At 38.2% G+C, this 13418-nt stretch carries 10 protein-coding genes and 1 rRNA gene; 1 reads left to right on the plus strand and 10 read right to left on the minus strand.

Going from position 1 to position 13418, the window contains the following annotated elements:
- Positions 1–95, plus strand: a 5S ribosomal RNA gene (gene rrf / locus CWD91_RS10825); the annotation flags it as partial.
- Positions 96–705: 610 nt separating this feature from the next.
- Here the strand turns inward: rrf and CWD91_RS10830 are convergent.
- The 10 genes from CWD91_RS10830 to CWD91_RS10875 all read right to left on the minus strand — a co-directional run bounded on the left by CWD91_RS10830 (position 706) and on the right by CWD91_RS10875 (position 13292).
- On the minus strand, positions 706–1227 hold the full coding sequence (locus CWD91_RS10830; RefSeq protein ID WP_103440979.1) for a 5' nucleotidase, NT5C type: 522 nt from the start codon (positions 1225–1227) through the stop codon (positions 706–708).
- A 200-nt stretch (positions 1228–1427) separates the two neighbouring features.
- Positions 1428–1664, minus strand: coding sequence for a DUF6095 family protein (locus CWD91_RS10835; RefSeq protein WP_103440980.1), 237 nt, complete (start codon positions 1662–1664; stop codon positions 1428–1430).
- Positions 1665–1700: 36 nt separating this feature from the next.
- Positions 1701–2534 carry a DUF4249 family protein gene (locus tag CWD91_RS10840; protein ID WP_103440981.1) on the minus strand — a complete coding sequence of 278 codons (834 nt, stop codon included), beginning with the start codon at positions 2532–2534 and terminating at the stop codon, positions 1701–1703.
- Between the two features lie 4 nt (positions 2535–2538).
- Positions 2539–4914, minus strand: coding sequence for a TonB-dependent receptor (locus tag CWD91_RS10845; RefSeq protein WP_103440982.1), 2376 nt, complete (start codon positions 4912–4914; stop codon positions 2539–2541).
- 120 nt (positions 4915–5034) lie between these two features.
- Entirely contained in the window at positions 5035–7254 is a 2220-nt protein-coding gene (locus CWD91_RS10850; RefSeq protein ID WP_103441417.1) for an NADP-dependent isocitrate dehydrogenase, read from the minus strand.
- Positions 7255–7942: 688 nt separating this feature from the next.
- Positions 7943–8293 (minus strand): 50S ribosomal protein L19, encoded by a 351-nt coding sequence (gene rplS / locus CWD91_RS10855; protein ID WP_103440983.1) that lies wholly within the window; start codon positions 8291–8293, stop codon positions 7943–7945.
- A gap of 247 nt (positions 8294–8540) precedes the next feature.
- Complete coding sequence (trmD, locus tag CWD91_RS10860) at positions 8541–9218, minus strand: tRNA (guanosine(37)-N1)-methyltransferase TrmD (protein WP_103440984.1); 678 nt, start codon at positions 9216–9218, stop codon at positions 8541–8543.
- A 347-nt stretch (positions 9219–9565) separates the two neighbouring features.
- Entirely contained in the window at positions 9566–10186 is a 621-nt protein-coding gene (locus tag CWD91_RS10865) for a tRNA (guanine-N1)-methyltransferase (protein WP_103440985.1), read from the minus strand.
- A gap of 146 nt (positions 10187–10332) precedes the next feature.
- The gene (locus CWD91_RS10870; RefSeq protein ID WP_103440986.1) at positions 10333–11781 is read right to left on the minus strand and encodes a glyceraldehyde-3-phosphate dehydrogenase; all 1449 of its coding nucleotides are present in this window, start codon (positions 11779–11781) and stop codon (positions 10333–10335) included.
- Between the two features lie 116 nt (positions 11782–11897).
- Positions 11898–13292 (minus strand): S1C family serine protease, encoded by a 1395-nt coding sequence (locus CWD91_RS10875; RefSeq protein WP_103440987.1) that lies wholly within the window; start codon positions 13290–13292, stop codon positions 11898–11900.
- Between the last annotated feature and the right edge of the window lie 126 nt (positions 13293–13418).

A 13418-nucleotide genomic window follows, 5' to 3' on the forward strand; every position in this document is an offset into this window, starting at 1 on the left:
CGGGGCCCACCCCTTACCATTCCGAACAGGGAAGTTAAGCCCGTCTGCGCCGATGGTACTGCTACACCAAGTGGGAGAGTAGGCCGCCGCCTTTTTTTGAAGTCCCTTCATCGCAAGATGGGGGGACTTTTTTTTTGTTCCATATCCGACAAAAGGGCACGCCCAGGGCGTGATTAATTCCCGTATCCCTTTGTACTGCACTGCGTTTGTACCCAGGGACGGTCATTGAATGCACGCCTTTTGCGTGATCGGTTCCAGCATCCGATACTGCTTCGCTATGCTTGCAGTATCGGGCTTGTCACCAATAGGCCGCCGCCTTTTTTTGAAGTCCCTTCATCGCAAGATGGGGGGACTTTTTTTGTTCCATATCCGACAAAAGGGCACGCCTATTGCGTGATTAATTCCCGTATCCCTTTGTACTTCACTGCGTTTGTACCCAGGGACGGCCATTAATAGGTTCATCAAGCAATCGGTACATTGAACAATTGCTACAGTTCCAAATCACCAAATTGTTGTATTTTCAAATTAACCAATTGTTGCATTGATTCATTGGTACATTAAGCAATTGGTACATCGATTTATTGCTACAGTTCCAAATCTGCCCATCTTCAAATCTTTCAATTTCAAGATCACTTAATTGATACATTAAGCAATTGTTACATTGAACAATTGTTACATTTCCTTTATCCTGGGCACTTTAAATACTTACAGCAGTAAATTACCTACTTCCAACCAATTGTCGGCACGTTCATATCCCGTAGTGTGTATATTGTGAGGGGAAGTAAATAATATTTTTCTTCCCTTGAAATATTCCAGGTTGTAACTGCGATCATCAATTAAAATATCTCCGGAAAGAATATGCTTGCTTCCGCAGAGAATACGGTTTCTCCAGTGTATAAATGGAAAATGCTCATCCAGCCAGTCGCTTTTCTCTCTCAGTGAATTGGGATATTCCATAGCGGCAGAGGCTACGTAAAGATCATATTTCATGGAGAGTTCCTTTAAAATCTCTTTGCTGTCCTTGATGGGCTCCAGTGTTCTGAAGAAACCATCCGTCCTAGCATGGTTTCTTACACTAAGTTGTCGTTCTTCGGGAACGCTTTGCCAAACCTCCCGGCCCAAACAGTCCAATTCGGTAAGGTTTTCATTAAATTCCGCATTGTATAGTGTTATGTGTGCGTTATACGCATCTGCAAACACCTCGTCCATATCTACGAATAAGGTCATTGATTTAATTTTTAAATACGAAAATAACCATTTTCCATGGAAGACCGGATCGATTATGATTTGGTTATAACTTGATAATGCAATGGAAGGGTTTATTAAGCGATTAATGGGAGTAAAGGAATGACCTTAGTCTGAACTTTAAACTTGTCCGGCAAAAAAAAAGGAGCTGTAAGGCTTAAGGCAATAAAGGTCGATAAAATTTAATCTTGCTTGTGATTCTTGTTGAACAGGGCATCCATAATTAATTTCATACTATAAAAGCCAAGGCTAATGGCGGCAATTGCCAATATTAGACCAATAATCAGAACCGGCCAATATAGGGGATGACCTTCATTTTTAAAGGCCTGATAAATTATTAATGGGGCCGTAAACATGAGGGCTATGGTATAGGCTATAAATTTTAGGCCTTTTAACAATAGGGCTTTGTTTGTTCTCATAGGCTGGTTTATTGGGGTACTCTATTCATGGATGGATTATTTTTTTATCAAAAGGAAATCTGAAAAAGTCTGACACACGGCAAAATATCCCAAAGCGAAAGGGGTTTCGTTTCCAATAAAACTATCACTACTGCCGGTAATATTAATAATATTTCCTTTAACCGTCGTGGCCGGGGTACTAAACGGTCCTGTGTCAGGTCCACTCTGAAAAATCAATTGGTTCATATAATTAAAAAAATCCTTATCCACCCCTAAAATGCTAATTTTCACTTCTCTTTCGTCTTCCACCTTGCTGTCATAAAAAAACGAAAACTGAAATTGCTTTCCCTGATAAAATTCATCCTCGGTAACCAAGTACTCACCAAAATCAAAATCGAACAAATAATAATCATCCCGTTCACCATTATCGGTAAAAGTAACGACTACTTCGGTTTCATCATCTCCAAATAAGGTAGTTGTTCCCTGCTCCAAGGAGTCTATGGGAACTGCAGGAACAAATTTGGTTTTGGCCAAATACTTTTGTCCGTCGTGCTCTATGCGAAGTTCTAAATTTCCTTGGGTCAATTCTTCCAGATTCCATATATTTTCATAAATACCTGTACCTGGACTGGATTCCGATAAGATTAATTCAGCCCCTGAGTCCGTATTTGTTAGTGAGATTTCCTGTAATTGGGTAGGTTGAACCTCTTCAAAGAACGAACTGGTTATACTGGCCTTAATTTGGACCAATACTGAAGGGTTATCCATATCTTCCAAATTGATCAAGGCATCAATGACCAATCTTGGTTCTTCAGTAGGAAGGTCAACTTCAATTACATCCTGACAACCAAAAGTTAAAAAACAAACGATTAAAAATAAGACGTTCTTCATTTTATTAGAATTTGAAGTTATAAGTTGCAGCAGGTACTAGACCAAAAATTGAGGTACGGACAGCTTCATTTACCCCAGTGTCCCCATTGCGGCTAAATCCAATCGAAGCCGCATTTCTTCTATTGTACAAGTTATAAATGCTAAAGACCCATTCAGATTTAAGCTTTCTTCCCTTGTTTTTCCGTGGTGTAAGCGTGGCCGAAAAATCGATTCTATGATAGGCGGGAAGTCGTTGCTTATTTCTTGGTCCATAGTATGGCACCGCTAGATTTTGGAATTCGAACTGCCCAATAGGATAATTGGTAGGTTGGCCGGTCTGAAACACAAAATTACTATTAAAACTCCACTTTTCATTTAGTTCATAATTTGCATATAGAGAAATGTCATGGGTCTTGTCGTAGGGAGTGTTGTACCAATTTCCTGAATTAATTCCCGTTTCCGAAGCATTTCTGCCGGGGGTCCTTTGTTCCGACCTGGAAAGGGTATATGCCAACCAACCTTGGAACCTATCTTGATTTTTCCTTAATAACAACTCAAATCCATAAGCCCTGGCTTCCCCATTCAGGATTACCTGCTCTATAGCGTCATTCGCAATTAAGTTGGCACCGTCTATATAATCTATACGATTTTGAATGTCCTTATAAAAAACTTCGGTCTCCAAAGAATATTCCCCGTTCTTTAAGTTTTTGAAATAACCCAATGCGTATTGGTCCAATAATTGCGGCTTTACAAAGGGCCCGCTTGGTGTCCATACATCCAACGGGGTAGGGGAACTGGTATTGGAAAGCAGATGAAGATATTGGGTCAATCTGGTGTAACTAGCTTTTATAGAATTATCGGGATTAAGTGTATAGGCCAATGCCAATCGGGGCTCCAAATTAGTAAAGGTGGCTAATTTTTCACTTCGTTTGGGATATGTAACGCTTAACGGATCCGCTTCTTTGTATATCTGCAGGAAGGGATCAAAATAAACGGGATTGTTATTTTCATAGACATTTAGCTCATCCTGTCCGAAGCGTATGAAATTACTAAGTCGTAACCCATACTGTAAACTTAATTTTTCAGTAAGGTCCTGCTCTATATCTACATATAAGGCAAATTCATTGGCATATTTTTGGATCAACTGATTTTCAATAATTCCCGATTCAGAATCGCTGGGTTCAATTTTCCCTGGATTAAAGCGATAATATATATTATTGATTCCGTAATTTATTTGAAAATTATTGCTCAAATAATGTTTGAAATCGTATTTCAAATTAAAATTTTGAATTCCCGAATTCCATTTGAATCCAACAAAATCCAGTTTTAAACCGTAGTAATAGTCAGAATATATCAAAGACAAATTAGAGAACAGTTTGTCCGAGAATAAATGGTTCCACCTGAAATTCAGTACGGCATTGCCATAGGTATTCACAAAGCTCTCGCTTATGCTAAAGACATCCCTACCAAAATATCCTGATAAATAAATATTATTGCGCTCATTTAATTTGAAGTTCAATTTTGTATTTAAATCGTAGAAATACGCCGTATTATCTATGTCGAAAAGCGGTAGGAACAAATGGGCGTAAGATGCCCTACCACCTATAAGAAAGGCTGCTTGATCCTTAATTATTGGTCCCTCTACCAAAAGCCTACTTGCCACAGCGCCTATGCCACCGTTAACTTTCAGTTCTTTGCTGTTCCCTTCTTTTTGAAAAATCTCCAAAACCGAGGAAAGCCTACCGCCATAGCGTGAGGGGATACCCCCTTTGAATAACTTTACATCCTTTATAGCGTCCGGATTGAAGACTGAGAAAAAACCGAATAGGTGGGAGGAATTGAAAATGGTAGCCTCATCCAATAGAATAAGGTTTTGATCCACTGCGCCACCCCTTACATTGAATCCTGATGCCCCTTCGCCAGCATTACTTACTCCTGGGAGAAGGAGAATGGACTTTATAATATCCGCTTCCCCTAATATAACCGGTATTTTTTTTATGGTTTCCACAGATAGGGAGTTAACGCTCATTTGAGGTTTGCGAATATTTAATTTTTCTACGTCCTCCGTAACTATTACCTCTTCCAATTGTTCCGCAACTTCCATTAATTGAAAGTTTATTTTTTGATCGTAGGAAAGGTCTATATTTTGGATAATATCCTGGTATCCCAAAGAGCTTATTTGAACCTCATAACTTCCTTTGGGCAAGGTAATGGAATAGAAACCGTATTCATTGGTAATAACACCGGTACTTAATGATGGCACCGCAACTGTAACTCCGATCAGTGTCTCGTTACTGGATATTTCGGTGATTGTACCGCTGAGGGTAAACCGTTCCTGGGAAAATATATGTATTGAAAAAAATAGTAGAACAAATAAAGGTATACATAGATTTTTTCCCATTAACAGCTATTTTCATTAAAAGTATTGATAATATTTAAGAAGAAAAAAGTTTGTAATTACTTAAAATCAAAAGACCTTTTCAGAATTTGAAAAGGTCTTAGGAATAAAGTAAATATATGTTTATATAGTTTCCAAAATGGAATTAAATGTTTTGCTGGGTCTCATGGCCCGACTTATAAGATCGGCATCGGGCAAATAATAACCTCCAATATTGACTGCTGCTCCTTGGGCATCATTCAACTGTTTTAAAATTTCATCCCTTCCATTGGAAAGCTTTTCGGCAATGGGGGTAAAAATAGTTTTAAGTTCTTGATCTTTATTTTGTTTGGCCAAGGCATTGGCCCAATATAGGGCCAAATAAAAATGACTTCCCCTATTGTCCAATTCGCCGACTTTTCTTGATGGGGAGTTGTCGTTTTCTAAAAACTGTTCTGTAGCCTCGTCTAGGGCATCGGCCAAGACCAATGCTTGCTTATTGTTGTTTTTTTCACCAAAAAATTCCAAAGATACTCCAAGGGCCAAAAATTCACCTAAGGAGTCCCACCTAAGGTGGCCTTCGGATAAAAACTGTTCCACGTGTTTGGGGGCGGAGCCACCAGCACCTGTTTCGAAAAGTCCGCCACCGTTCATAAGGGGTACAATGGACAACATTTTAGCGCTGGTACCTACTTCCAAAATGGGAAAAAGATCCGTTAAATAATCTCTTAACACGTTACCGGATACGGATATTGTATCCTTGCCGTCCTTTAACCTTTCCAATGTAAATACGGTCGCTTTTTCTGGAGACATTATCCTTATATCCAATCCTGTGGTGTCATGATCGGCCAAATAGGTGTTTACCTTTTTAATTAATTCTGCATCGTGGGCCCTTTTCTCATCCAACCAAAATATGGCAGGTATATTGGTGGCTTTAGCCCTGGATACGGCAAGTTTAACCCAGTCTTGGATTGGTGCATCCTTTACCTGGCACATTCTCCAAATATCCCCAACTTCTACATTGTGCTCAATTAGAATATTGCCGCTATTAAGGTCTACTACGGAAACCTTACCGTTGGCCTTAATTTCAAAAGTTTTGTCATGGGAACCATATTCCTCCGCTTTTTGGGCCATTAATCCTATATTGGGCACTGTGCCCATGGTTGTAGGGTCAAAGGCTCCGTGTTTTTTGCAGAAGTTTATAGTCTCGGTATAAATTCCGGCATAACTACTATCCGGAATCACAGCCTTTGTATCCTGAGCTTTTCCCTCGGAATTCCACATTTTACCTGAATTGCGTATCATGGCCGGCATTGAGGCATCAATAATGATATCGCTTGGAACATGTAGGTTGGTAATACCCTTTTCCGAATTAACCATTGCCAATGCTGGTCCATTTTTTATGGTATTCTCTATATCCAATTCTATCTGTTTCCTTTCAGAATCAGGAAGACCCTTTATTTTTTTAAGTAAATTTTCCAGACCATCGTTGGCATTGATGCCAATTTTATCAAACGCGGCACTGTGTTTTTCGAAAACATTCGCAAAAAATACTTTTACGGCATGACCGAATATGACGGGGTCCGAAACCTTCATCATTGTTGCTTTCAAATGTACGGAGTACAAAACCCCTTTCTCTTTGGCGTCTTTTACCTGCTCCTGTAGGAACGTTATCAATGCTTTTTTGCTTAATACCGTAGCATCTATTATTTCGCCTTCCAGAAGTTTAATATTCTCCTTTAATAGGATTTTGGAGCCATCGGTTTTAGTTAGTTCTATATTTACGGAGGTTGGAGCCTTTAATGTAACCGATTTCTCGTTGGATTTAAAATCGCCATGGGTCATGGTGGCCACATGTGTTTTGGAATCTGCACTCCATGCACCCATGGAATGCGGATGTTTCTTGGCGTAATTCTTTACTGCCCGTGGAGCTCTTCGATCCGAGTTGCCTTCCCGTAAAACGGGATTCACGGCGCTTCCTTTTATTTTGTCATATCTGGACTTTACATCTTTGTCAACATCATTTTTCGGATGATCCGGATAGTTTGGAATGTTATATCCCTTACTTTGCAATTCAGCTATGGCTTCGTTTAATTGGGGAACGGATGCACTTACATTTGGAAGCTTTATGATATTGGTTTCAGGCATTTTGGCCAAATTTCCCAATTCTACCAAATCGTCCGAAATCTGCTGTTCCTTTTTAAGGTATTCTGGAAATACAGCAATTATTCTACCGGCTAGGGAAATATCCTTAAGTTGGACATCTATACCAGCTGTTTTTGTAAATGCCTTAATAATAGGTAGAAATGATTGTGTTGCTAACGCAGGGGCTTCGTCTGTTTTGGTATATAAAATTTTTGGCATTATAATTAAGATTTTTAAGTTTAAGCGGAGCAAATATACAATTTTAAAAATGCCAAATAAACTTGGAAGGGACCTAATATTACCTAAAAGTAAAGGAGAAAAGTAGGGAAGGTAAAATTCTTTATATTGAAGTTGAAATTTTATCAAAAATAAAAGCCATATCATTGTAAAATTACCTTGATATGGCTTTCTAGAAATAGTTTACAAACTTGTTGTTCTGTTTTTTACAAAACGGCAACCATTGATTGCATTTGCGTCGCTATTTCAACGTTTGAAACATTTCGTACTTAATAATTCAACTAAGTAACAAAGATGTTTCTCCTCAATGTTCAAATATTTGGTATTCTTAACGTACAACCTAGATCTTACATTAGCAATATCAAAATATTTACAATTCCATTCCCTTACTATTGTAAGCAAATAAACTGACTGCAATCTATCGTGTAAAACACTTTAGAAGGACAAATAACAATGAGATAAAGAACGTAAACTTTATGTGACATTCATTAATCCGTGTAACGAATTACCAGCCACATTTTAAAAGTAGATAATTTTTGGCTAAAAAGCAAATTTTGTAACGAATTTATTATCAACACCTTGTGAACTTAGTTTGTGAACAAATGTTTATAAATGAAAAAGCACCCTATGGCCGAAGACAAGGGTGCTTTTTCTATATTCGGTATGCTTTTTAAGAGCGAACCTCTTTAATTCTAGCTTTTTTACCAGTAAGGCCTCTAAAGTAGAAAATACGTGATCTACGAACTTTACCTTTTTTGTTGACCTCTATCTTTTGCAAAGCTGGCATATTGATAGGGAATATACGCTCTACACCAACGGTACCTGACATTTTACGTATTGTAAATGTTTCGGTTGCCCCTGTTCCTCTTCTTTGAATAACAACACCTTTAAAAAACTGTGTTCTTGTTTTCTCACCTTCCTTAATTTCATAGTACACAGTAATAGTGTCTCCTGCTGAAAATTTTGGAAAATCCTTTTTCGGAATAAATTCGTTTTCTACAAATTTTAATAACTCTTCCATTGTATTATATTATTGTTTACTTAGACCAACTTTCACGATTATCGTCAGAGGTTGATTTAATGGAGTGCAAAAATAGTATATTATTTATAATCTACAAGCGATTATGTGTTTTTTATCGCCAATCCCTACCAAAAATATTTACCTTTTTTTATTGTTGGTTCCTTACTGTTTATAGGGGATTTAAATTTTTAAGGGCTCAACCAAACAGACTTTATTTCCTTCTTGATCAATGTTTTTAGTAGGATCATTATTCATTTAGCAAATCGGGACGAAGCTGCTCTGTTCTTTTGTAAGCCTCCTCCTCACGCCATGTCTCTATCTCTGGAAAGTTTCCGCTCAATAAAATATCCGGTACTTTATAGCCCTTGTATTCCGCTGGTCTGGTATACACTGGCGGGGCAAGTAAATTATCCTGAAATGTATCCGTAAGGGCAGAGGTTTCGTTGTTCAACACTCCAGGAATAAGACGAATAACGGTATCGCACAACACTGCCGCACCCAATTCACCCCCGGACAATACATAATCACCAATAGATATTTCCTTGGTAATAAACAGGTCCCTTACCCGTTGGTCAACTCCCTTGTAATGGCCACATAGAATAATGACATTATTTAACAATGACAGCCCGTTGGCCATCTTTTGATTCAACGTTTTTCCGTCCGGGGTCATGTAAATTACTTCATCGTATTCACGCTGACTTCTTAAGGCAGTAATACATTTGTCGATCGGCTCTATCATCAATACCATGCCGGCACCACCCCCAAATTGATAATCATCTACCTGATTGTAACTTTTATCCGTGTAATCCCTTAAATTATGCATATGGACTTCCACTATGCCTTTTTCTATGGCTCTTTTAAGAATGGACGCTTCAAATGGGCTTTTAAGTAATTCTGGCAATACGGTAATTATATCTATTCGCATGGGTAAAATCGATAACAATTAATGTTTTTTCAGGGTGTGTTCAAAAGTAGTAAAATTAGCTGCAATCCCATTCATTTATAAAATGTACCTACCCTTTTGGGCACTATGTGAAGTGGCTATTAATAATAGAGGGATTTATTCTCGGTAAGAAACCAAATAATGAATACCATTATGGAAAAGGTAATAATTATTGCAGGCATAGAAAAAAAATATAAACTACATTTTATAGCTGATGTAAAATTTCATAATTAAACTCTTAATGCAACTTTTTCCTAGAGTCAATATGGTCCATGGTGTTCCCCTGGATTGTTTTCCTAAATAAGCTCCTAAAAAAGGAGCTTATTATATTATTTGGATTTTTTGTGTTTATTGATCTCGTCTTGGAGCTGCCTGCTAATTTTTTGCTCTCTTTCCAATGCTCTTCTACGGTGATCCTCATATTCCGTTTCAACCTCTGCAAGTGTAGATTTGGCTTCTTGGGTAAGTATATTGCTATTTCTGAATTTATATATAAAAAATAACAAAAACAGTAGTAAGGCAGTGATTATGGTCCACAGGATAAAATTGTATGTGCTTTTGGCAACCAGAATTCCTAAAAACGACATGCTATCCTTTTCTTCTGTTACGGAGGAAAGATTATCGGTGGTCTCTTTTAGTTTTTTGTTCAGGCCGTCAATAGTTTCAACATGTCCTGCAATGGTCCCATTTAGTTCATTGACCTTTTTATTATAGGCGTTAAGGGAATCCAGCACATTCTGCCTTAATTTACCCAAGTTGAATTCCTTTACAACCTCATATCTTACCCCATCGGCTCTATAATTGCCAGATTTTTTGGAGATAAATTCAAATTGGGAGCTAATAGGGCCTTCGTCCAAGGAAAGTTTATCTTCCTCCTGGGAATCCTGGGCAAAGTGTAGGTTAAATGACAATAGAGCCATTACGATAAAGAGTATTCTCGAGATTTTCATTTATGTAATTCTTATTGTTAATAATGATTTAGAGAGGGCTAAAATACTTTAATATTCCCATAATTAAAAAAAAATGGAATTATAACGTACCATTAGCTAATAAGGATAACCAACTATTTTATAATTTATTATACTCATATAAGATTTTAGTAATATGTATACCTGCGAACTTTGGCGATGTACTTGGCAAGACGTATTACCTGATGTGAATACCCAAATTCATTGTCATACCAGATATACAGTACCAAGTTCTTTCCGTCTTCAGATACTATGGTTGCCGTACTGTCATATATGGCTGGTGCAGATGTGCCAACTATGTCTGTTGAAACCAGTTCATTGCTCAAGGAATACTTTATTTGTTCCACCAGATCACCTTCCAAGGCATATTTTTTGACTATGGTGTTCAATGCTGCTTTTGAGGTTTTGTTTTTTATCTCCAAATTCAATATCGCCAAAGAGCCGTTTGGCACGGGTACCCTAATGGCATTTGATGTCAACTTGCCTGCCAACTGGGGAAGGGCCTTGGCCACGGCCTTTCCGGCACCTGTTTCCGTAATTACCATATTGAGTGCAGCCGCTCTACCTCGTCTATATTTTCCGTGCATATTATCTACCAAATTTTGATCATTGGTATAGGCATGAATAGTTTCTATATGTCCTTTTATTATTTCCAAAGAATCGTCCACCACTTTTAATATAGGCGTTATGGCATTTGTGGTACAGGAGGCAGCAGAAAATATTTTTACAATGTCCGGGTCAAATTCCGTGTGGTTAACCCCATGAACAACGTTGGGGATCTCCTTGCCTGGGGCCGTTAGTAGTACCTGGCCACTCCCTTTGGACTTTAGATGTCGACTCAAGGCTTCTTTATCCCTAAAGGCTCCAGTGTTATCTATGATCAGGGCATTGTTAATTCCGTGTAGCGTATAGTCTATGTCCTCTGGACATTCCGCGCTAATAATATGAACGGTAGTTCCGTTAATGGACATGGCACTGTTTTTAAAGTCCACATCAACAGTTCCCATAAATTGTCCGTGAATGGAATCGGTTCTTAACAAGTTTGCCCTTTTTTCCAGTATTTCGGGCGTAAGGTTGCCCCTTGTTACAATGGCTCTAAGCCTTAACTGATTACCTTTGCCGGTTTTTGCCATTAATTCCCTCGCCAATAATCTACCAATTCTTCCGAAACCGTATAGCACCACATCTTTGGGTATTATTTCATTACTGGATTTGGCGCTTTTTAGCTTATCGATTACAAATGCCTTTACATCATTATAATTATTGTCCTCGGAATGATATTCATAAGTGAGTTTTCCGATGTCCAGTTTTGAAGGTGGCAATTGTATGTCGTAAATAGTTCTTAATATTTCGACCGAATCGAAAATTGAAATTGGTTTTTGAACAAATTCGCCTGCATACTCATGTAGGTTTATAATGTCGCTTACGTTCTTATCAATAACCTGATTTTTAAATAGCACTATTTCTATGGACTTGTCGTACCATAAATCACTGGCAATTTTAATGAATTCGGTGGTAGCCTTCCTTCTGTCTGCTTGGAAGGCCAATTCCTTTTCATATAATTTTGTAGGGCTCATAGGTTTTTGTCGATTTGCTGGATTTTGGGTAAAATTATAGATTTCAAACGTTTTCGTAAAAAAATATATGCATAAAAAAAGCGCCCCATTCGGGACGCTTGTCTATACTGCAAATATTATTGAATTATTAGTCGTTCTTTTTCTCCTTTTTTATTCAGCATGGTGATACTTGACCTATCATACCTAGAGATTTTGCCGAACTTGTTTTTGGCATCCTGTATATCAATTATTTCCTCATCCCCAAAGGAAAGTAAAACTTTTCCTTCGAAACCATAATTTCTATATGTTTCGGGGACTCCTATAATTTTAACGCCTTTCTTGGTCTTAAAGCTTTTTTTCTCATCCTCGGTCAGGTTTTTAACCTCAAAACCCAATACAGGAATAATGATGGTTTGCCTTTCTTTTAGCATTACAGGGAAGTCCAAACGCTCTTCACCGCGTAACACGGTGACCAATAATTCGTCCCCTGGTCTCTTGGAAGAGATGTATCCTATTAGGTCTGCGAATTTGTGGATTTCAACATTATCGATATTTTTTATAATATCACCTTCTTTCAAATCAGCATCAAATGCTCCGGAATCTTCCTCAACGCCGGCTATATAGACTCCATCAATTTCGTTAATTCCATTTTCAACGGCATAAGGACTGTTCATAGGAACGGTATTGATACCTAAAATACCTTTCTGTACGTTGCCATATTCCATAATGTCCTCAACCACTTTCTTTGCAATATTACTTGGTACCGCAAAAGAATATCCCACATAGGAGCCTGTTTGCGAGGTAATTGCAGTATTGATGCCTATAAGATCACCATTGGTGTTTACCAACGCACCACCACTATTGCCAGGGTTTACAGCTGCATCGGTTTGTATAAACGACTGGTCTAGACTGGCCAATGCCCTAGCTTTGGCACTAACTATACCGGCTGTAACCGTAGAGGTTAAATTAAAAGGATTTCCCACGGCAAGTACCCATTCGCCTACCTTTGTATTGTCCGAATCCCCAAAAGCCAAATAAGGTAATTGTCGGTCAACTTTGATCTTAATAAGTGCAATATCAGAATTAGGGTCGGTGCCAATTAGCTCGGCATCATAGGTTTTATTATTATTTAAAGTAACCTGTAGTTGGTCGGCATTGGCAATTACGTGGTTATTGGTAACAATATATCCATCCTGTGAGATGATTACTCCAGAACCAGTACCCACCTGAGGTGTTGGACTCCCACCATAGCCGTAAAAAAATTCCATAATATTGGATGGTCCTTTGCTGGCGGCTACATTTTTAACGTGTACCACAGCATTCACCGTGTTCTGGGCAGCCATGGTAAAATCAACCTCGTTAATTCCAGAGCCCAGGGCAGAGGTAGGGGTGTAGCTCGATGTAATCATGTTTGCCCCATTTTCCTGCTGAATTACTGCATAATTTGGTTTCTCCAAAAAAAGTTTGTAAGCACCTAAAGTAATAGCACCTGCAAAAACAGAAACCAATAATAAACTTCCAAATTTCTTCATAAAAACATTTTTTTTAATTCGCTGATGTAAAATTAACACAATTCCATACCAATTATTTGGCTTTAACGAGTTTTTAACTGATAACAAAACCTTAATAAAATTATATCTTTGCCTCTTAAATTACGA

This window comes from Arenibacter hampyeongensis (assembly GCF_002909255.1).
GTDB classification, from domain to species: domain Bacteria; phylum Bacteroidota; class Bacteroidia; order Flavobacteriales; family Flavobacteriaceae; genus Arenibacter; species Arenibacter hampyeongensis.